A 19,488-nucleotide genomic window follows, 5' to 3' on the forward strand; every position below is an offset into this window, starting at 1 on the left:
AATCTGAGGCGCGTGATCGTCGAGGAGAGGGGGCCGGCGTTGGTCCGTCGTGCCGCGATGGAGGGCGAGCCGCTCGGCGGCGAGGCGCTGCTCGGCCTGGAGGCCCGCTACGGCCACTTCACCGCCATGCAGGTGGCCGGCCGCCGGGTGCGCGGGCTCGAGCTGCACCTCGACCGGCTGGAGCAGGCGGGTAAGGAGCTGTTCGGCGCCGGTCCCGACCGCGAGGTGGTGCTGGCCACGATCAGGGCGGCGCTGGGCGACGAGCGGGACGCGAGCGTGCGCGTCTACGAGGTCGAGGTGGACGGCAGGCCGCGGGTCATCGCCACGACGGCGCCGCCGCATCCGCCGCTGCCCGGCCCGCTGCGCGTCAGGCCGGTCGTCTACCAGCGCTACCTGGCGCACATCAAGCAGGCGTCGGGCTTCCAGCAGCCGCACATCCTGCGTACGGTGAACCGCGCCGGCTTCGACGAGGCGCTGCTGACCACCGAGGACGGCCTGATCAGTGAGGGCGCGATCACGAACCTGGGCGGCTTCGCCGGCGGCCGGCTGATCTGGCCGGACGCGCCGAAGCTGCACGGCATCACCATGCGGCTGCTGGAGCGGATGGACGTGCCGCAGGAGCACCGCCCGCTGCGGGTGGCCGACCTCGCGGGCTTCGACCTGGTGTTCCTGTGCAACTCGTGGGGCGTGATGCCGGTCGGCGAGGTGGACGGCACGAAGCTGCGCCTGGACGCCGGGCCGGCCGAGCAGGTGGCCGCCTTCTACGAGGGCGTCCCCGGCGACCCGGTGGATTGATCCCGCGGCCGGGTGCGTTGCACCAGGACGTGACCGGCTCGCTCTTCTCGATCCTTGACCGCTCGCTCGTCCGCCGGGGCTCCACGCCCGCCGAGGCGCTGCGCGAGACCGTGCGCTTCGCCCGGCAGGCCGAGGAGCTCGGCTATCACCGGTTCTGGGTGTCGGAGCACCACAGCGTGCCCGGCGTGGCGGGCTCGGCGCCGACCGTGCTGGCGGCCGCCGTGGCCGCGGCGACCTCCCGGATCCGGGTGGGCACCGGCGGGGTGATGCTGCCCAACCACCGGCCGCTGGTGGTGGCCGAGCAGTTCGGCGTGCTGGAGTCGCTGTATCCGGGCCGGGTGGACATGGGGCTGGGGCGCTCCGTGGGGTTCACCGGCGGCATCCGCAGGGCGCTCGGGCACGGCAAGGACGACGCCGACCGCTTCGGCGAGCAGCTCGGCGAGCTGCTGGGCTTCTTCACCGGCGGCCAGACCGCCTACCCCGGCGTGCACGCGCTGCCCGCCGAGGGGCTGCGGCCGCAGGTGTTCGTGCTGGCCATGGGGGCGGGCGCGGAGATCGCGGCCGAGCACGGGCTGCCCCTGGTGATCGGGGCGGGCTCGCGGATGCCGGACGCGGTGGCCCGCTACCGTGCCGGGTTCCGGCCGTCGGCGTGGGCGGCACGGCCGTACGTGGTGATCGCGGTGAACGTGGCGGTCGGCGCGACCGCGGAGGAGGCGGCGCTGCTCCAGCTCCCCGAGGCGTGGGCGACCGCGAAGTCGCGCACCAGCGGCTCGTTCCCGCCGCTCATCCCGGCCGAGGAGGTCGCCGCGATGGACATGACCGAGCGGGAGCGCTCGTATCTGGAGCAGTCGCTGAAGGGGCAGATCCACGGCACCGAGCGTGAGGTCGCGGTCGCGCTGGGCTCGCTGGTGGACGCGAGCGGCGCCGACGAGGTGCTGATCACCATGAACACCTACGATCTCGACCGGCGGCTCGACTCCTACCGGCGGCTCGCGGCGCTGTTCACGGGTTAGGATCGCCCGAACATCGCTCTGCGACTGAAGGGTGCCCCCCATATGACCCGTCAGCACACCATCGGTGACCTCCTGCGGCGCTCGGCCGCCCGCCACCCCGCCAAGACCGCGATCGTCTTCGGCGATCTGCGCCAGAGCTACGCCGACCTGGACCTCATGGTGAACAGGACGGCCAACGCGCTCGCCGCGCGCGGGGTGCGCAAGGGCGACAGGTTCGCCGTCTTCAGCCACAACAACCACGCCTTCGTCGTCGCCTACTTCGCCCTGGCCCGGCTGGGCGCGATCTCCGTGCCGGTCAACTTCATGCTGGGGGCCGAGGAGGTGGCGTACATCCTCGAACACTCCGGCGCGACCGGGATCCTGGCCGAGGACGCGCTGCTGCCGGTCGCGCGGGAGGCCGTGAGCGAGCGGGTGACCGTACGCGGGGTGATCGGGGCCGGGCAGGAGGGGTGGGAGCCGTTCACCGCCTGGTCGTCCCACGACGACGGCTCCGAACGGGCCGTGGAGATCGCCGACGACGACCCGATCCAGATCATGTACACCAGCGGCACCGAGTCCCGCCCCAAGGGTGCCGTGCTGTCCAGCAAGAGCCTCATCTCCCAGTACGTCACCTGCATGGTGGACGGCGAGATGAGCCACGACGACGTCGAGGTGCACGCCCTTCCCCTCTACCACTGCGCGCAGCTCCACTGCTTCCTGACGCCCGGCATCTACCTCGGCGCCACCAACATCGTGCTGCCCGGCGCGAGCCCCGCGGCCATCCTGGCCACGATCGAGGGCGAGCGCGCGACCAAGCTGTTCTGCCCGCCCACCGTGTGGATCTCGCTGCTGCGCCACCCCGACTTCGACCGGCGCGACCTGTCCTCGCTGCGCAAGGGCTACTACGGCGCCTCGATCATGCCGGTCGAGGTGCTGAAGGAGATCGCCGCCCGGCTGCCGGACGTGCGGCTGTTCAACTTCTACGGGCAGACGGAGATGGCCCCGGTGGCGACCATCCTGCGCCCCGAGGAGCAGCTCACCCGGCTCGGTTCGGCCGGCAAGCCCGCGCTGAACGTCGAGACCAGGATCGTCGACGACGCCGACCGGCCGGTGCCGCCCGGCACGGCGGGCGAGATCGTCCACCGCAGCCCGCACGCCATGCTCGGCTACTGGAACGACCCGGACAAGACCGCCGAGGCGTTCCGCGGCGGCTGGTTCCACAGCGGCGACCTCGGCGTGATGGACGCCGACGGCTACCTGTCGGTCGTCGACAGGAAGAAGGACATGATCAAGACGGGCGGCGAGAACGTCGCGAGCCGCGAGGTCGAGGAGGCCATCTACCAGCATCCGGCGGTGGCCGAGGCGGCGGTGTTCGGAGTGCCCGACGAGAAGTGGATCGAGGCGGTCACGGCCGCGGTGGTGCTGCGGCAGGGGGCCGAGCTGACCGCCGGCGAGCTGATCGGGTTCCTGCGGGGGAGGCTCGCGCCGTTCAAGACGCCCAAGCGGGTGATGTTCGTGGACGCGCTGCCGAAGAACGCCTCCGGCAAGGTGCTCAAGCGGGAGCTGCGGGAGGCCATGGCGTAGAGCGGCGGCTTCGGCGTTGCCCGCCCGGTTCCCGGGAATCCCATCCGGCGACGACTTCACCTCACGTCCCGGACCGACCGGCCATGGGGGTCCCTGACCGAGAGAGGCCGCATGCCGAGTCTGCCTGACCGCCTGCACCGCACGTTCTTCCGTGCCCTGTCCCTGCTCTCTCCCAAGGGTCAGGGCATCGTCCTGCGCGGCTACTTCGAGTGGCGGCACCGCACGCCCGATCCGTGGCGGCTGGCGAGCGATGACTACGAGCAGCACAAGTACCGGGTGACGCTCAGGCACCTGCCGGCCAGGCCGTACCGGCGCATCATCGAGGTGGGCTGCGCCGAGGGCGTCTTCACCGGGACGCTCGCCGCCGCCTACCCCGACGCGGAGATCACCGGCGTGGACGTCTCGGAACGTGCCCTGGCGCGCGCCAGGGCACGCGTGCCGGACGGCGGGCGGATCCGCTTCATCCAGGCCGACCTCCTCACCCACCGCCCCGAACCCCGCTACGACCTGGTCCTCTGCTCGGAGACCCTGTACTACCTGGGCCGCCACGACCGGCTGCGCCGCGCGTCCCGGCAGCTCAGCGCGCTGCTCGCGCCGGACGGCGTGCTGGTGGCGGTGCACCCGTGGCCGGAGGCGGACCGGCTGCACCGGTACCTGGACGTCTACGGCGCGCTGACCCGGCTCAGCGAGGAGGTCTACCCGGCACCGCCGCGCCCGTTCGCCGTCACCGTCTGGTCCCGCGGCCCCGCCTGACCGTCTCCAGGACGCCGGTCGAGCGCCTGCACCCACTTCACCGCGACCGCCGCGACCTGGATCAGCTCCCTGCGCAGCCGCTGCGGGTCCTCCTCGGCGAACGCCTCCATGACCTCCTCGGCCAGGATGTGCCGCCACGTCAGCCCGCCGGCCCGCGCCGCCGCCTCCGTCTCATCGCGCGCCGCGCCGGCCGCCGCGACCGTGCCGTGGCCGCCGGTCCCGTCGGGCAGCACCTGCATGCCCCACCGCTCGTCCTGCGCCACCCGCTCGTCCCGCACGTCCGCGAGCACCCGCGCCAGCGACCCCGGCACTCCCGCGTCCCCGTCCTGCTCTCCCATGCGCCCCAGTCTCCCGCAGCACTCGCCCGCGCGGGTACGGCCTCCGCAGCCCTCACCCGCCGGCCCCCGGCTGCGGGGCTCTGGGCGGGCGGAAGCCCGGGGTGTGCAGGGGGAGGGCGGAGAGGGCGTGGTCGCGGAAGGCGCGGGCGGCCGGGGTGAGGCCGTCGCCGGCGCGCCAGCTCATGCCGATGGTCCGGAACAGCGGCGGCGACAGGGGAATCTCGACGACGCCCCCGGCGGGCGGCTGTTCGGAGTGGGGCAGTACGGCGACGCCGAGCCCGGCGGCGACGAGCCCGCGTACGGTCTCCGACTCCTGCCCCTCGAACGCGATGCGCGGCTCGAACCCGGCCGCCGCGCACAGGTCGTCGGTGATCTGCCGCAGCCCGTACCCGGGTTCGAGCGTCACCAGCTCCTCCCCCGCCAGCTCGGCCGCCCGCACCCGCTTCCTGGCGGCCAGGCGGTGGGTGGGCGGCACCGACAGCACCAGCTCCTGATCGGCGATGGGATGGCTGACGAGGTCGGGGTCGTCGAGCGGCATGGGGGCGACGAACACCAGGTCGATCTCGCCGTCGCGGAGCGCCCGCAGCATGTCCTGCCGCGAGCCCTGCGCCAGGCTGAAGCGTACGCCGGGGTTGCGCTCGCGGAACGCGCCGATGAGCGAGGGCACCAGCGTGCGGCCGAGCAGGTGCAGGAAGCCGAGGCCGATACGGCCGGTGGCGGGGTCGATCTCCTCACGGACCTCGCGGACGGCTGCGGTCACGGCGGTCAGGGCGCGGCTTGCCGCGCCGGCCAGCGTGATGCCGGCACGGGTGAGGCGGATGCCGCGGCCCGACGGGAGCGTGAGCGGGGCGCCGACCAGCTCGCCGAGCGCGGCCAGGCGGCGGCTCGCGGTGGGCTGGGGGATGCCGAGGAGCTCGGCGGCTCGGGTCACGTGGCCGGTCTCGCCGACGGCGGCCAGCAGGGCGAGTGACGGGGCGAGCCGGGCGGCCAGCCTGTCATCGGATTCATACGTCACAGCATGAATTATCGGCTATGTGCGTATTGGACGTATTGTTTCCGCCGACCTAGCGTGCTGGACGTGGCGGTTTTGCGTAGTTCATCCCCGATGGGAGGCGATGGCACCCGGCGGGTCAGCGCGGCCGTCGCCGCGGCCGGCCTGTCGTCCTTCGCCCTGCTGTACTCGCCGCAGCCGGTGCTTCCCCAGCTCGCGGCCGCGTACGGACTGGATCCCGGCGGCGCGTCCCTCGCGGTCGGCGTGGCCACCGGGTCGCTCGCCGTCGCGGTCCTGCCGCTGGCCTGGCTGGCAGGCCGCGTGGGGCGGCGGCGGGTCATCCTGTGGGCGGTGCTGGTGCCCGCGGTGCTGGGGCTGCTGCCGCCGCTCGCGCCGTCGTTCCCCGTGCTGCTGGTGCTGCGGGCGGCGCAGGGGGTGGCGATCGCCGGGTTCGCCGGTGTGGCGGCGGCCTACCTGGCCGACCAGCTCGGCACGAGCCGGCTGGCAGGCGCGGTCGGCGCGATGATCGCAGGCAACTCCGTGGGCGGCATGCTGGGCCGGCTGGGCGCGGGCTTCGCCGCCGGCCCGCTGGGCTGGCAGGGCTCGCAACTCGCCGTCGCGGCCGTGGCCCTCCTCTGCGCGGGCTTCGCCGCCGCCACCCTGCCCGGCGCGCCCCGGCCCGATGCCGCACCCGGACCTGAGACCGCACCCGGACCTGAGGCCGCACCCGAGCCTGGAGCCGCGGCCCGGCCCGCGACCAGGGCCGCGGGGCGTACGTGGGCGGTGCTCGGGGTGCCCGTGGCGGTCGGAGGGCTGGCCATGGGGGCGTTCGTGGCCGTCTACAACGCGGCCGGGTTCCGGCTGGCCGCGCCGCCCATCTCGCTCAGCCCGGCCGCCGCGTCGCTGGTGTTCCTGTCGTACGCGATGGGCACGATGTCCTCGGCCGCCGCCGGACGGCTGACGGCCCGCTTCGGCAGGACGGCGGCGCTGGTGGCGGCGCTGGCCGTGACGGTGGCGGGTTCGCTGCTGACCGCCCACTCCGCACTCGCCGTGGTCGTCACCGGTTTCGCGGTCCTGACGGCGGGGTTCTTCGCCGCGCACGCCATCGCCAACGCCTGGGTCACCGCCGACGCGCCCCCGCACGCCCGCGGCCGCGCCGCCGGAATCTACACGCTCTGCTACTACCTGGGCAGCGGCGCGGGCGGCACGGCGGGCGCCGTCGTGTACGGCCACGCGGGCTGGCCCTGGCTGATCGCCATGACCTGCGGCTGGCTGCTGCTGGCGGCCCTCCTCGTCCTCGCCGCCCACCGCGCGCACCCGCCCCGCACGGCCGGCGGCGCCGCCACCCCGGCGGCGGCAACCGTCCAGGACGCCTGAGACACGGGTGCGGCTCACGGCGCCCGGCCCCGGCTCCCGCCGTCAGAAGCGGCCGCGCCGCCCGACGCCCGTCTTACCCGTGCCCGTCTTACCCGGTCTTACCCGTGCCCGTCTTACCCGGGCCCTTCTTACCCGGGCCCCGCTCTGGGACGGCGAGCGAGTGCGCCAGCGCGTCGCCGAGCCAGGTGATCGTGTGGCCGACCGTCGTGGACGTGCCGCTCACCTCGCCCACCAGCCGCCAGTAGCGGCGCATGCGGGGGTCGTGGTCGGCGGCGAGGACGCCGAGCAGCTCGCGCCGGAAGTCCGGGGTGTCGGCGCGGCGGCGTACACCGGCGTGGGCGGCGACGAACCGGTCGAGCTCCGGCCCCGGCCCGGGCGGCTCGCCCGCCGCGACCAGCGGCTGCGCCAGGGCGACGGCCTCGCCGACGCCGTGCATCAGCTCGTTCTCGTCGGTGATGGCGCGGGCGTTCTCCCGTGCCCTCGCGCGCAGATCGCGCGCCAGCGAGCGGTCGCCGGCCAGGGCGACGAGTTCGGCGTACGCGACGACCTGCGCGGGAGCCGGATCGGCCGGAGGCGGTGGAGCGGCCATGGCGGCGAACGAGCCGAACAGCTCGTCGGTCACCGGCAGGACCATCTGCAGCCGCCAGAACGCGACCAGCCGCGCGTGCGCGGCCTCGGCGTCCTCGACGGCGGCGAGCAGCTCGAGCCTGGCCGCGACCAGCCGCTCGCGGGCGGCCTCGGCGTCCTCGGCCGGGGCGAGCCCCGCCGCCTGCTCGGCGGCTGATGCGGCCTCCTCCACGGCCCGCAGCCGGGCGCGCCGCCAGGCCAGTTCGCGCAGCCGTGCGTCGAGGGCGGCGCGTTCGTCCGCCACCGCCTTCGCCAGGGTGGCCTCGCCCTCCAGCACCGCGCCGATCGCGCTCAGCCCCAGCCCGAGCCCGCGCAGCCGCCTGATGAGGGCCAGCCGCTCGACCGCCGCCCGGTCGAACCTGCGGTGGCCGCCCGCGCTGCGCACGGACGTGATCACCCCTTCGTCGCAGTAGAAGCGGATGGTCCGCACGGGCACGCCGGTGAGCCTGGCCAGGTCGCCGATGCCGAGCATCTCATCGCGAAACGGCACTTGAACCTCCACCCGGGTGGAGCTCCTACGCTACCGGCGATCCCGGCCGGCGGCCCGAGCGCCCCGGCCTGGGGGTGGATGAAAGTGAGGAGTGCGTGAAGGCCATGACGACGTTGGAGCCGGACCGGCTGGTGGCGGGGCTGCGCGAGCAGACGGCGGCGTTCGGCAGGGCCGTCGCGGGCGGCGACCCGGAGGCGAAGGTTCCGGCCTGCCCGGAGTGGCGGCTGCGCGATCTGACCGGGCACATGGGACAGGCCACCCGCTGGGCGGCGGGCCTGATCCGCGCGGCGAGCAGCCCTACGCGCGTGCCGGATGAGCACGGCGGCGCACCGGCCACCGGGCGGACCCCCGCGGCGAGTGCCCCGCCGCCCGTGCCCGATCCGCTCGACGGCCTGCCGGATGCGCCCGGGGCCTGGGAGGCATGGCTGCGGGACGGCGCCGAGGAGCTGATCGCCGCCGTACGGTCGGCCGCGCCGGACGCGCCCGTCTGGTCGTTCACGGGTTCGGTGCCGCCGGTCTTCTGGCTGCGGCGGATGTTCTGCGAGACCGCCGTCCATCATCACGACGCGGCGGTCACCACGGGTGCGGGCTTTGCGATCGCCGACGACCTGGCCGCCGACGTGATCACCGAGGGCCTTGAGCTCGTGACGGCGCCGGGGGTGGAGGCGTTCAAGCCGGAGCTGGCCGGGCTGCGCGGCCGGGGTGAGCGGCTGGCGGTGTGGCCGGACGGCATGCGCGGCTGGCTGATCACCAGGACGCCCGGCGGGCCGCGGTGGGAGCGGTCGCAGGCGGACGCCGACGTGGTGCTGTCGGGGCCGGTGGCCGAGTGCATGCTGGTGCTCGCCCGGCGGGTGCCGCCGCACCGCGTGTACGGCGATCGGGCGCTGCTGCGGCACTGGCTCGACCACACCGCCTTCTGAGCCGGGCGGTCGCACCTCATCACCGCCACGCCGGCCCGGACGGCTTCCCGCGCCCGGCGGTCAGGGCGCCGCGGGTCCGGACGGCGGCGGTGTCACAGTTCGACGTGGGTCTCGGGGTCGCCGCCGATGCGGCCGCCGGGCAGGGCGTCGAGGCGGGCCATGTCGTCGGGGGTGAGGCTGAAGTCGAACACCTCGATGTTCTGGCGCATCCGCTCCGTGTCGGCCGACTTGGGGATGGGCACGGCGCCGAGCTGGAGGTGCCAGCGCAGCACCACCTGGGCGGGCGTGCGGCCGTACGTGGCGGCGAGATCGGTGACCACGGGGTCGTCGAGCACTTTGTGCCCGAGGCCGAGAGGGCTCCACGACTGGGTGACGATGTCGTGCTCGGCGTGCCAGGCGCGCAGGTCGGTCTGGGGGAAGCCGGGGTGCAGCTCCACCTGGTTGAGCACGGGCCAGACGCCGGTCTCGCCGGCCAGACGCCGGATCTGCGCGGGCGTGAAGTTGGAGACGCCGATCGAGCGGACCAGGCCCTCCTCGCGGAGCCGGACGAAGGCCCGCCAGGTGTCGGCGTACAGGTCCTTGCCGGGCAGCGGCCAGTGGATGAGGTACAGGTCGATGTAGTCGAGGCCGAGCCGGCGCAGGCTGGCCTCGCAGCCGCGCAGCGCGGCGTCGTAGCCGTGGTCGGCGCCGCGCAGCTTGGTGGTGACGAAGACGTCCTCCCGCGGCACGGCCGACTCGGCGACGGCGGCGCCGACGCCGCGTTCGTTGCCGTATCGCGCGGCGGTGTCGATCAGCCGGTAGCCCAGTGACAGGGCGTGCGTCACGGCCTGCCGGGCCTGCTCGTCGTCCATGGGCCAGGTGCCGAGGCCGATGCGGGGCATGGGGCGTCCGTCGGCGAGCATGACAGTCATGGCGGCGTTCCTTCCCCCCTCATGTGCGATCAATCAGGCGTCGAGGTAGCGCAGGATCGCGAGCACGCGGCGGCTGTGGCCGGGGGCGCGGGGCAGGTCGAGCTTGTCCACGATGGCGTTGACGTGCTTCGAGCCGAGGAACTCGGCCACCTCTGAGACCCGGTCCTTCAGCGGGTGGCCGAGCCCTTCGGCGGGGCCGGCGAGAAGGCGGGCGACTTAGCGCCGCTCGAGTACTGGGACAGGACGAGCACGCCGGCCTCCGGCAGCCGCTCGCGGATCTCCGGGCCGTCCGCATGCCGTCGTCCTTGTGCCCCAGCGGCATGCGCACGTCGATGACCACCACGTCGGGCCGGTGACGCTCGACGGCGTCGAGCAGCGCGGGCGCGTCGCCGACGGCGGCCACCACCTCGTGGCCCACGTCGCCGAGCAGCCGGCTCATGCCGGGCGACAGCGTGCCCGCGCGCCTGCGGGCGGCGGCGCCCAGGCCGACGGCCTCCAGCACCTCTCCCACGCGCCGCACCGGGATGCCGTTGCTGCGGGCCGGCGCCGTCAGGTGGGCCTGCCCACTGCGTCCCGGGTGCGAGGAAGATGCGGACCCGTCTAGGGTGAGCGGACCGCGCCCATCCAGTCCGGGACCTCGTTCAGCAGCGCCTCCAGCTCCTCTAACAGCGCCTCCCCGACCACGCCGCCGGCCCTGGAGATCTCCTCGGCGCGGCGGCACAGCTCGGCCTCCCTGGTGGCGCCGACCGTGGCGCAGGCGCCCTTGAGCCGGTGGGCGAGCGCCGCCGCCTGGGGCCGGTCGCCGTCGCGTACGGCCTGGCGCAGCTCCTCGAACGTGCGGGGCGCGGTCTCCAGGTAGGCGCGCGCCACGTCGGCGAGGGCCTCGGCGGAGAGCCCGGCCAGCTCGGGCGGCAGCCCGGCGGAGGCGGTCCACTCGGGGATCCTGGCCAGCACGCGCGCCCAGTCGACGGGCTTGGCGAGGTGGTCGTCCATGCCGGCCTCCAGGCAGCGGATGCGGTCGTCCGGCATGGCGGCGGCGGTCATGGCGATGATCGGGGTGTGGGACTCCTCGCGGCTCCTGATCTCCTCGGTGGCGGCGAGCCCGTCGAGCACGGGGAGCTGGCAGTCCATGAACACCAGGTCGTAGTCGCCGGCGAGCACGGCGCGCACGGCCTGCTCGCCGTCGTCCACGGTCTCGACCTCGTGCCCGGCCTGGCTGAGGACGAGCGTGGCGACCTGGCGGCTGACCTCGTCGTCCTCGGCGACGAGGATGCGGGCGCCGCCGACCGGCCCGCCGCCGGAGACGCTGGGCCCGCCGGAGGCGCCGCCGGGGTTCTCGGCGGTGCCGAGGGCGTTCTCCACGGCGGCGAGCAGGCGGCGGCGGCTGAGCGGCCGGGTGATCGACTGCACGGCGCGCTCGCCCGCGGGCGCCGGCCAGGCGACGCCGGAGCGTCCCGGGGTGACGACCACGATGACGCTGGTGGCCTGGAGCAGCGGGTCGACGAGGATCGCGTGGGCCAGCGAGCGCGGCACGTCGGACGACTCGCCGTTGGACGCCCCCGAGCTGAGGTCGAGCGCGACGACGGCCAGCTCGTACGGCTCTCCGCTCTCGGCGGCGGCCCGCAGCATGCGCAGGGCGGACTCGACGTTCCTGGTCTCCTCCACGTCGGCGCCCGCCTGGGCGAGGAAGCGGGCGGCCAGCGCGCGGTCCTCGGGCCGCTGGTCGGCGACGAGGGCGCGCCGGCCCTCCAGGGCGGCGGCGCCGGGCTCGGACCAGTCGAGCACGTCCATCGGCAGCGTGGCCCAGAACCGGCTGCCGACGCCCTCCACGCTGTCCAGCCCGATGCGCCCGCCCATCAGCTCGACGAGCTGGCGGCTGATGGCCAGGCCGAGTCCGCTGCCGCCGGTCCTGCGCGTGATCGGGGTGTCCACCTGGCGGAAGACGCCGAACACCTTCTCGCGGTCCTGCGGTCCGACGCCGATGCCGGTGTCGGCCACGGCGAACCTGAGCACCACGCGGTCCTGCCCGGGCTCGCCCTCGTCGAGCGTGACGTGCAGGTCGACGCCGCCTTGGACGGTGAACTTGAGCGCGTTGCCGACGAGGTTCGTCAGCACCTGGCGCAACCGGGCGGGGTCGCCCACGACCTGGCGGGGGACGTTCTCGTCGAGCCGGAGCGTGAGCCACAGGCCCTGCTCGTAGGCGTGCGGCGCGAACGGCGCCACGACCTCGTCGCACAGGCGCGGCAGGTCGAACGGCACGGCCTCGACCTGCAGGTGCCCCGCCTCGATGCGCGACAGGTCGAGGAAGTCGTCGAGCAGGCGCAGCACGTTCTGTGCCGCCTCCTGGGCGGTGGTGGCGTAGTAGCGCTGCTCGTCGTCCAGGCGGGTGTTCATGAGCAGCGAGTTCATGCCGAGCACGCCGTTGATGGGGGTGCGGATCTCGTGGCTGATCTTGGCGACGAACTCCGACTTGGCGTTGGACGCGCTGAGCGCCTCGTCGCGGGCGGCGGCCAGCTCGGCGGCGTACCTGGAGAGCGTGGCCTGGGCGCGGCGGCGGCCGTGGGTGCTGTGGATCTGCAGGCCGAGGCCGATGAGGATGAGCAGGGCGAGCAGGGCGGCGACGGTGAGCACGTTCGTGCGCACCCGCTCGGCGGAGGCCAGCGCCTCGGCGGCGAGCACCTCGGCGGTGACCGTCCAGCCGATGCCGGGGATGGGCTCGGACGCCGACAGCACGACGCCGTCGATGCCCTTGTACTCGCCGCTCCACGCCTGCCCGTTGAGCGCGTTGTCCACGCGCGGGTCCTCGCGCAGGGAGGTCAGGGCGTTGATCTTCTTGCTGGGGTCGTCGGCGACGAGCACGCCGGCCTTGTCGGTGATGAGCAGCCGGATGTCCTGGGCGTCGGCGGCCTTCTCGGCGAACTGCTGGATCGCGTCGAGGCTGTAGACGACGGCGAGGATGCCGATCATGCCGACGCCGTCGGCGGAGGGGATGGGCGCGGCCACGGCGACGGCTCTGGAGACGTCGCGCATGGTCGGGGTGTACGCCTGCGAGACGTAGGCGCTGCGCTGGTCGCGCACGGCGCGGTACCAGTCGGTGCTGGCGGTGTCCTGGGGCAGCACGACGGGCGGCTCGACGCCGAGCGTCTGACCCTCCGGCGAGATCATGAGGAGGCCGCTGACGCCGTCGCGCATGCGCCGCAGCTCGGCGAGCCAGCCGGCCAGCGTGCCGGGTTCGGTCTTCTTGACGGCCTGGCGGACCTCGGGCCGCTGGGCGAAGGCGGTGACGAGTTGCTTGAGCGAGTCCATCTGCTGCTCGACCACGACCCGGCTGACCGAGGCCGTGGTCTTCACGCGGTCGCTCACCTCGTCTCTGACCGCGCCCTCCGACAGCGAGATGCTGGACGACGTGAGCAGCGCCAGCGGCAGCAGGCCGAGTAACGTCCACAGGGCCGTCACCGCGAGCAACCATCGCACGGGCGTCCGTCCCTCCCCCCTCTCGTTGGGGTACAGAGTAGGAGGGTTCCGGCGTTCACGCCGGTTCCCGGTGAGCAGAACGAGCAAAAGTCGATCTTTTCTGGCAAAACCCGCCTAAGCTGCAGTGATCGACCGGTTAGACGAGGAGCGTGGCGATGCCTGAGCTCAGGGACATCACCGTACTCATCGTGGACGACGACCCCGTGGTGACCGCCGCGCTGCAGGCTCAGGTCAACCGGGTGCTGGGGTTCAGGGTCGTGGGGATCGCCCATACAGGTCACGCCGCTCTGGCGGCCGCCGCCCGCTTCGCGCCGCGCCTCATCCTGCTCGATCTGCACCTTCCGGATATGCCCGGCTTAGAGGTGGCTCATCGCCTGCGCAGGCCCGAGCAGCCCCCTGCCGACGTGATCGTCATCTCCGGCCGCAAGGAGTCGGCCACCGTACGCGCCGCGATCCAGCGCGGCGCCCTCTACTACCTGGTCAAACCCACGCGGGCGGGCACCCTTGAGCAGACCCTGCTGCGCTACGCCGCCACGCTGGAGCAGCTGGAGTCCGGCGACAGCTTCGCCGAGCAGCAGGAGATCGACCGCATCTTCCGCTCGATGCACCTCGACTCGGTCGCCCGGCCCAAGAGCATCTCCCCCGCCACCGAGCAGGCCGTGCTCGACGCCCTTGCGGAGGTCGAGGAGGACGCCTCGGCGCACGAGCTGGCCGGCATGATCGGCGTCAGCCGCGCCACCGCCCGCCGCTACCTCGAGCACCTGGCCGATCGCGGGCTGGTCGAAGGCCGCCCGAGGTACGGCCCGACGGGCCGGCCGCAGCACCGCTACCGCGTCCGATGATGGGCCCGTTGATGCACCCGCTGATGGGCCCGATGAGGGAGGACCGGTGAAAGGGTTGCGGGCCTTGCTCGCGGCGGTGCTCATCTGCCTGGCGCCGGCGGGCTGCGGCGAGCCGGACCCCTTCCCCGAGGACTCGACGATGGCGCGCATCAGGGAGCGCGGCGTGCTCACCGTCGGCATCAAGTTCGACCAGCCGATGTTCGGCTACAAGGACCCGGTGAGCGGGCGCATCACCGGATTCGACGCGGAGATCGCCCGGCTCATCGCCAAGGACCTGACGGGCAGCGAGCGCAACATCCGCTTCGTGGAGACGGTCTCGCGCGAGCGGGAGAACTTCATCACCCAGGGCCTGGTGGACCTGGTCGTGGCGACGTACTCGATCACGCCGGAGCGGGCCAAGGTGGTGTCGTTCACCGACCCGTACTACTACACCGGGCAGGACCTGCTGGTCAGGGTGGGCGACACGACGATCAACGGCGTCGAGGACCTGAAGGGCAAGACCGTCTGCACGGCCAAGGGCTCCACGTCGGTGGACCGGTTGCGCAAGACCGTGCCCATGGCGCGCCTGGAGATCGTGGACGCCTACAGCATCTGCGTGCCCGCGCTGATCTCCGGCCGGGTGGACGCGGTGAGCACCGACGACACGATCCTGCTCGGCCTGCTGGCCCAGCATCCCGACACGCTGCGGCTGGTCGGCAAGCCGTTCGGGCGCGAGCCGTACGGGATCGGCATCCGCAAGGGGGACGCGGTGTTCCGCGACTACCTCAACGGGCTGATCGCGCGCTGGCTGCGCGACGGGCAGTGGGACCGCGCGTTCGTCGCCACGATCGGGGTCACCGGCACCACGTCCGCCTCGTCCCGGCCGGCCAATCCGTGAATTAAACGATCAGAAGGATCTAAACGATCATAATCCGCTCCGCGGCGGGTTCCGCTTCTTACGGTTACGCCAACGCTGACCGAGACAAGGAGCGTGACGCATGAGCCACGCGGACCTGATCGTGCTGGACCGGGTGAACAAGCGCTTCGGTGACCATCACGTGCTCAGGGACGTCAGCCTGACCGTGCGGCAGGGCGAGGTCGTGGTGATCATCGGGCCGTCCGGGGCGGGCAAGTCCACCCTGTGCCGGGCGATCAACCGGCTGGAGACCATCGACTCCGGCACGATCACCCTGGACGGCGTGCCGCTGCCGGCCGAGGGCAAGGCGCTGGCCCGGCTGCGGGCCGAGGTCGGCATGGTGTTCCAGTCGTTCAACCTCTTCGCGCACAAGACCGTCCTGGAGAACGTCGTGCTCGGGCAGGTGCACGTGCTGAAGCGGCCGAAGGACGAGGCGGTGCGCAGGGCCCGCGGGCTGCTCGACCGGGTCGGCATCGGCGGCCAGGCGGACAAGTATCCGGCGCAGCTGTCCGGCGGGCAGCAGCAGCGGGTCGCCATCGCCAGGGCGCTGGCCATGGACCCGAAGGCGATCCTGTTCGACGAGCCGACCTCGGCGCTCGACCCGGAGATGGTCAACGAGGTGCTGGAGGTCATGACGGCGCTGGCCCGCGAGGGCATGACCATGGTCGTCGTCACCCACGAGATGGGCTTCGCCCGCCGCGCCGCCGACCGGGTGGTGTTCATGGCGGACGGCCGGATCGTCGAGCAGGACACCCCGGCCGCCTTCTTCGGCGCGCCCAGCAGCGACCGCGCCCAGAACTTCCTCGCCAAGATCCTCACCCACTGACCCGACCGCGAGACCCCCTGAGGAGTCGCCATGTCCCGCATATCGCTACTCACGGTGATCGCAACGACGCTGACCGTGGCAGCCGCCGCGTCCGGGTGCGGCGCCGACAGCCAGGCCGCCACCGCGTCCATCGTGGACAAGGCCAAGAACGACAAGAAGCTCGTCATCGGCGTGAAGGCCGACCAGCCGGGGCTGGGGCTGCGCACCCCCGACGGCGGGTTCACCGGCTTCGACATCGAGGTCGCCAAGTACGTGGCCAAGCAGCTCGGCGTCGAGGAGAAGGACATCACGTTCAAGGAGACCGTGTCGGCCAACCGGGAGGCGTTCATCGAGCAGGGCCAGGTGGACATGGTGGTGGCGACGTACTCCATCACCGACGCGCGCAAGCAGAAGGTCTCCTTCGCCGGGCCGTACTTCGTGGCCGGGCAGGACCTGCTGGTCAGGGCCGACGACACCGAGCTGACCGGGCCTGAGGCGCTCAACGGCAAGAAGCTCTGCTCGGTCGCCGGCTCGACCCCGGCGCAGAAGGTCAAGGCGGAGTACGCCAAGGAGGTGCAGCTGCAGGAGGAGCGGACGTACTCGGCGTGCGTGGACCGGGTGCTCGGAGGCCAGCTCGACGCGATCACCACCGACGACGTCATCCTGGCCGGTTACGCCGCGCAGCACGCAGGCAGGCTCAAGGTCGTCGGCAAGCCGTTCAGCACCGAGAAGTACGGCATCGGGCTGAAGAAGGACGACGCCGCGGGACGCAAGGCGATCAACGACGCGCTGGAGAAGATGTTCTCCGACGGGAGCTGGACCAAGGCGCTGCAGGACAGCGTGGGCGCCTCCGGTTTCCCGCTGCCCCAGGCCCCGCGGCTCGAGCGGTACTGAGGGCCCCATGGAAGCGCTGCTGACCGAGGGCGGCACGATCATCGCCGCCTTCTGGATGACGGTGCGGCTGACGGCGGTCAGCGCGCTCGGCTCGCTGGTGCTGGGCACGCTGCTGACCGCCATGCGGGTCTCGCCGCTGGGCGCGCTGCGCGCCGCCGCCACCGCGTACGTGACCGTGGCCCGCAACACCCCGCTCACGCTCGTGCTGCTCTTCACCGGCCTGGGAGTGGGCGCGAACCTGGGCCTCGAGCTGTCCGACGACATCGCCACCAACAACTTCTGGCTCGCCGTCATCGGGCTGACCGCCTACACCTCGGCGTTCGTGTGCGAGGCGCTGCGCTCGGGGCTCAACACGGTGCCGGTGGGGCAGGCGGAGGCGGCCCGCGCGCTGGGCCTGGGCTTCGCCAGGACGCTGGTGCTGATCACGCTGCCGCAGGCGTTCCGCGCGGTGGTGGCGCCGCTCGGCGGCATCCTCATCGCGCTCACCAAGAACACCACGATCGCGCTGGTGGTGGGCGTGGCCGAGGCGTCGGTGCGGATGCGCGAGCTGATCGAGACGTACGGAGACCAGGTGATCGAGATCTTCCTCGGCTTCGCGGCCGGGTTCGTGCTGCTCTGCCTGCCGATGGGGCTCGCGTTCGGCCGGCTGTCGCGGCGGCTGGCGGTGGCCCGATGAGCGTCTGCGCCACGCTGTACGAGCCTCCCGGGCCGCGCGGCGTGCGCCGCAACCGGGTGCTGACCGCGCTCGTCGCGCTGGCGCTGCTCGCCGTGGCGGCCTTCGTGTACGCCCGCTTCGACGCCAAGGGCCAGTGGGCCGCCGAGAAGTGGACGCCGCTGCTGCGGGCCGACGTCTGGGCCACGTTCATCCTGCCGGGCCTGGCGGGGACGCTCGCGGCGGCCGTCGCCGGCGTGGTGCTGGCCGGGCTGTTCGGGCTGGTCTTCGCCACCGCGCGGCTGTCGGACCACCGGTGGGTGCGGGTTCCCGCGGCGGTGGTGGTGGAGTTCTTCAGGTCCGTGCCGCTGCTGCTGCTGATCTTCTTCGCGTTCTTCGGCTCGTACGTGCTCATCGGCGTGAACATCTCGGCCTTCGCCGCCGTGGTGTTCGGCCTCACGCTCTACAACGGGTCGGTGATCGCCGAGATCATCCGAGCCGGGGTGCTGAGCCTGCCGAAGGGGCAGCGGGAGGCGGCGTACGCGGTGGGCATGCGCAAGGGGCAGGTGATGCGGCTCGTGCTGCTGCCCCAGGCGGTCAAGGCCATGCTGCCCGCGCTGATCAGCCAGTTCGTCGTGCTGCTGAAGGATTCGGCGCTCGGGCTGATCGTCGGCTACGACGAGCTGGTGGACCGGGGGCTGAACGGCATCGCGGCGAACTTCTCGAACGTGATCCAGGCGGCCGTGCTCATCGCGGCCATCTTCATCGTCATGAACATGGCGCTGGACCGGCTGGCCGCCCGGCTGGGCGCGCGCGCCCGGACCGCCTAGGCCGGCGCCGAGCTGCTGCGCACGGCCCGTCGGCGCGCGGCCCGTCTGCGTGCGGCCCGCCCGATCGCGGGCAGCCAGGGCGCGAGGCCGATCAGTGCGAGCAGCGCGAGCAGCGGCATCCGCCACCCCGGGCCGACCACCGGGTGCGGGGCGGCGGGCGGCGGCGAGATCCAGGGGCGGGCGGTCTTGGACCAGGCGAGGAAGGCGTCGCCGATGGGGAGCAGGCCGAAGGCGTACCGCTTGGTCGAGGGCGTGCCGATCGGCAGCCCGGCCAGCTCCCCGTAGTTGGCCAGCGCCCCGGCGAGCGTGGCGTCGCCGTGCACCTGCGCCGTGCCGAGTGCGACCGCGGTGGCCGACAGGCTCACGCCCAGGGGCAGCGGCCCTGAGTCCACGTCGGCGGGGCCGTCCATGCCGTGCGGGTACTCGCGCACGGCCGGGCCGAGTCCCAGCGGGGTGGCGAGGTACAGCTCGCGGAAGCGGGCGTACTGGGCGGCGGCGAAGGCCGGGTCGATGTCCACGAGGAAGCGCAGGATGAGGCTCTGCGAGCTGCCCCGCGCCACCCCCTGGGGCTCGCCGGTCTCCGCGTCGACGGCGTGCGGGATCAGGCCGGTACGCGGGTCGAGCCGCTTGCGCACCTCGTCCAGCCAGCGGGCGACGGTGTTCCCGTGCCCCTCCGTGCCGGTCAGCAGCGTGTCGTGCAGCCGCAGCGAGGCGATGGCGACCGCCGAGTCCACCGGCCACGCCTGCCCCGGGTACGACTCCAGGAACGGCGTGCCCGCGGCGTCGAACGCCCGTGCCAGCTCGGCCGACTCCTCGGTGAAGCGGCGCCGCTCGGTCTCGTCGCGCCGCTCCTCCGGCTGCAGGCTCAGCACGCCGCCGAGCAGCCAGTTGCTCCAGCCGCGGTAGAAGACGCCGAACGGCGGGTCGAGCGACGGGTCGAAGGGCGCCCTGCCGGCGGGGCCGTCCAGCCGGGCCAGCGCCCACCTCGCCTCGCGCAGCGCCGTCTCCCGCTCGGCGGGCAGGCGGTGGCCGAGCTCGACCCAGGCCAGGCCGTACAGGGCGTGCAGGAAGAAATAGCCCTCGGGGAACAGCGCCTGCGCCTCGTCTCCGGCTCCCGCGTCCAGTTCGGCGCGCAGGAACGCGAGCTGCCGCCGTACCCCCGGCGGCTCGCCGGCGACGTCGGTGGCGGGCGCGATCAGGCGTACGGCGCCGAGCAGCGCGCACAGGCCGACCACGACGGCGGCTGCCCGGCGCGCTCCGCGCATCACGGACCGGAGTGACAGGGGTGCGGACACCGGGCTGATCGTAGCCGCGGGGG

At 73.3% G+C, this 19,488-nt stretch carries 18 protein-coding genes and 1 pseudogene; 12 read left to right on the forward strand and 7 right to left on the reverse strand.

The features are described 5' to 3' along the window. Positions 1–12 precede the first annotated feature (12 nt). The 4 genes from ACGFIM_RS06780 to ACGFIM_RS06795 all read left to right on the forward strand — a co-directional run bounded on the left by ACGFIM_RS06780 (position 13) and on the right by ACGFIM_RS06795 (position 4,124). A complete protein-coding gene (locus ACGFIM_RS06780; RefSeq protein WP_393195766.1) occupies positions 13–795 on the forward strand; it encodes an aminotransferase class IV in 783 nt (260 codons plus the stop codon). Between the two features lie 29 nt (positions 796–824). Further along, positions 825–1,808: an LLM class flavin-dependent oxidoreductase gene (locus tag ACGFIM_RS06785; RefSeq protein ID WP_393195769.1), complete on the forward strand. Its 984-nt coding sequence runs from the start codon at positions 825–827 to the stop codon at positions 1,806–1,808. Positions 1,809–1,850: 42 nt separating this feature from the next. Beyond that, the gene (locus tag ACGFIM_RS06790; protein WP_393195772.1) at positions 1,851–3,371 is read left to right on the forward strand and encodes an acyl-CoA synthetase; all 1,521 of its coding nucleotides are present in this window, start codon (positions 1,851–1,853) and stop codon (positions 3,369–3,371) included. A gap of 111 nt (positions 3,372–3,482) precedes the next feature. Continuing rightward, positions 3,483–4,124, forward strand: coding sequence for a class I SAM-dependent methyltransferase (locus ACGFIM_RS06795; RefSeq protein ID WP_393195775.1), 642 nt, complete (start codon positions 3,483–3,485; stop codon positions 4,122–4,124). Here the strand turns inward: ACGFIM_RS06795 and ACGFIM_RS06800 are convergent. After that, complete coding sequence (locus ACGFIM_RS06800) at positions 4,067–4,462, reverse strand: hypothetical protein (protein WP_393195778.1); 396 nt, start codon at positions 4,460–4,462, stop codon at positions 4,067–4,069. The genes ACGFIM_RS06795 and ACGFIM_RS06800 overlap by 58 nt on opposite strands. A gap of 52 nt (positions 4,463–4,514) precedes the next feature. Continuing rightward, a complete protein-coding gene (locus tag ACGFIM_RS06805) occupies positions 4,515–5,477 on the reverse strand; it encodes a LysR substrate-binding domain-containing protein (protein ID WP_393195781.1) in 963 nt (320 codons plus the stop codon). Positions 5,478–5,567: 90 nt separating this feature from the next. Between ACGFIM_RS06805 and ACGFIM_RS06810 the strand changes: the two genes are divergently transcribed. After that, positions 5,568–6,830, forward strand: coding sequence for an MFS transporter (locus tag ACGFIM_RS06810; RefSeq protein ID WP_393195784.1), 1,263 nt, complete (start codon positions 5,568–5,570; stop codon positions 6,828–6,830). Positions 6,831–6,918: 88 nt separating this feature from the next. On the opposite strand, the gene ACGFIM_RS06815 is transcribed toward ACGFIM_RS06810, so the two are convergent. Then, positions 6,919–7,947: a MerR family transcriptional regulator gene (locus ACGFIM_RS06815; protein ID WP_393195786.1), complete on the reverse strand. Its 1,029-nt coding sequence runs from the start codon at positions 7,945–7,947 to the stop codon at positions 6,919–6,921. A gap of 104 nt (positions 7,948–8,051) precedes the next feature. On the opposite strand from ACGFIM_RS06815, the gene ACGFIM_RS06820 reads away from it, so the two are divergent. After that, the gene (locus ACGFIM_RS06820) at positions 8,052–8,867 is read left to right on the forward strand and encodes a maleylpyruvate isomerase family mycothiol-dependent enzyme (protein WP_393195789.1); all 816 of its coding nucleotides are present in this window, start codon (positions 8,052–8,054) and stop codon (positions 8,865–8,867) included. Positions 8,868–8,959: 92 nt separating this feature from the next. Here the strand turns inward: ACGFIM_RS06820 and ACGFIM_RS06825 are convergent, their stop codons facing one another. From ACGFIM_RS06825 to ACGFIM_RS06835, 3 genes and pseudogenes are all read right to left on the reverse strand, one after another. Next, positions 8,960–9,778, reverse strand: coding sequence for an aldo/keto reductase (locus ACGFIM_RS06825; RefSeq protein ID WP_393195792.1), 819 nt, complete (start codon positions 9,776–9,778; stop codon positions 8,960–8,962). 33 nt (positions 9,779–9,811) lie between these two features. Continuing rightward, positions 9,812–10,217: pseudogene (locus ACGFIM_RS06830) on the reverse strand (response regulator). A gap of 161 nt (positions 10,218–10,378) precedes the next feature. Beyond that, entirely contained in the window at positions 10,379–13,252 is a 2,874-nt protein-coding gene (locus ACGFIM_RS06835) for a response regulator (protein WP_393195795.1), read from the reverse strand. A gap of 155 nt (positions 13,253–13,407) precedes the next feature. Here ACGFIM_RS06835 and ACGFIM_RS06840 point away from each other — a divergent pair, with 155 nt between their 5' ends. From ACGFIM_RS06840 to ACGFIM_RS06865, 6 genes are all read left to right on the forward strand, one after another. Then, complete coding sequence (locus ACGFIM_RS06840) at positions 13,408–14,094, forward strand: response regulator (protein WP_393195798.1); 687 nt, start codon at positions 13,408–13,410, stop codon at positions 14,092–14,094. A 46-nt stretch (positions 14,095–14,140) separates the two neighbouring features. After that, positions 14,141–14,971, forward strand: coding sequence for a glutamate ABC transporter substrate-binding protein (locus ACGFIM_RS06845; RefSeq protein WP_393195801.1), 831 nt, complete (start codon positions 14,141–14,143; stop codon positions 14,969–14,971). 100 nt (positions 14,972–15,071) lie between these two features. After that, positions 15,072–15,815, forward strand: a complete 744-nt coding sequence (locus tag ACGFIM_RS06850) for an amino acid ABC transporter ATP-binding protein (protein WP_393195804.1) — start codon at positions 15,072–15,074, stop codon at positions 15,813–15,815. A 30-nt stretch (positions 15,816–15,845) separates the two neighbouring features. Continuing rightward, a complete protein-coding gene (locus ACGFIM_RS06855) occupies positions 15,846–16,688 on the forward strand; it encodes a glutamate ABC transporter substrate-binding protein (RefSeq protein WP_393195807.1) in 843 nt (280 codons plus the stop codon). A gap of 7 nt (positions 16,689–16,695) precedes the next feature. Then, complete coding sequence (locus tag ACGFIM_RS06860; protein WP_393195810.1) at positions 16,696–17,364, forward strand: amino acid ABC transporter permease; 669 nt, start codon at positions 16,696–16,698, stop codon at positions 17,362–17,364. Continuing rightward, positions 17,361–18,170, forward strand: coding sequence for an amino acid ABC transporter permease (locus ACGFIM_RS06865; RefSeq protein ID WP_393195813.1), 810 nt, complete (start codon positions 17,361–17,363; stop codon positions 18,168–18,170). Before ACGFIM_RS06860 ends, ACGFIM_RS06865 begins: the two co-directional genes overlap by 4 nt. Here ACGFIM_RS06865 and ACGFIM_RS06870 read toward each other — a convergent pair. Next, positions 18,167–19,465 (reverse strand): hypothetical protein, encoded by a 1,299-nt coding sequence (locus ACGFIM_RS06870; protein WP_393195816.1) that lies wholly within the window; start codon positions 19,463–19,465, stop codon positions 18,167–18,169. The genes ACGFIM_RS06865 and ACGFIM_RS06870 overlap by 4 nt on opposite strands. Positions 19,466–19,488 lie beyond the last annotated feature (23 nt).

Origin of the sequence: Nonomuraea sp. NPDC049309 (genome assembly GCF_043196965.1) — a bacterium.
Taxonomy (GTDB): domain Bacteria; phylum Actinomycetota; class Actinomycetes; order Streptosporangiales; family Streptosporangiaceae; genus Nonomuraea; species Nonomuraea fastidiosa.

Excerpts from the sequence above, each read along its gene's own strand:
- ACGFIM_RS06790 (WP_393195772.1), top strand. The coding sequence starts at position 1,851 with ATGACCCGTCAGCACACCATCGGTGACCTCCTGCGGCGCTCGGCCGCC.
- ACGFIM_RS06795 (WP_393195775.1), top strand. The coding sequence starts at position 3,483 with ATGCCGAGTCTGCCTGACCGCCTGCACCGCACGTTCTTCCGTGCCCTG.
- ACGFIM_RS06800 (WP_393195778.1), bottom strand. The coding sequence starts at position 4,462 with ATGGGAGAGCAGGACGGGGACGCGGGAGTGCCGGGGTCGCTGGCGCGG.
- ACGFIM_RS06810 (WP_393195784.1), top strand. The coding sequence starts at position 5,568 with ATGGGAGGCGATGGCACCCGGCGGGTCAGCGCGGCCGTCGCCGCGGCC.
- ACGFIM_RS06820 (WP_393195789.1), top strand. The coding sequence starts at position 8,052 with ATGACGACGTTGGAGCCGGACCGGCTGGTGGCGGGGCTGCGCGAGCAG.
- ACGFIM_RS06825 (WP_393195792.1), bottom strand. The coding sequence starts at position 9,778 with ATGACTGTCATGCTCGCCGACGGACGCCCCATGCCCCGCATCGGCCTC.
- ACGFIM_RS06840 (WP_393195798.1), top strand. The coding sequence starts at position 13,408 with ATGCCTGAGCTCAGGGACATCACCGTACTCATCGTGGACGACGACCCC.
- ACGFIM_RS06850 (WP_393195804.1), top strand. The coding sequence starts at position 15,072 with ATGAGCCACGCGGACCTGATCGTGCTGGACCGGGTGAACAAGCGCTTC.
- ACGFIM_RS06855 (WP_393195807.1), top strand. The coding sequence starts at position 15,846 with ATGTCCCGCATATCGCTACTCACGGTGATCGCAACGACGCTGACCGTG.
- ACGFIM_RS06860 (WP_393195810.1), top strand. The coding sequence starts at position 16,696 with ATGGAAGCGCTGCTGACCGAGGGCGGCACGATCATCGCCGCCTTCTGG.
- ACGFIM_RS06865 (WP_393195813.1), top strand. The coding sequence starts at position 17,361 with ATGAGCGTCTGCGCCACGCTGTACGAGCCTCCCGGGCCGCGCGGCGTG.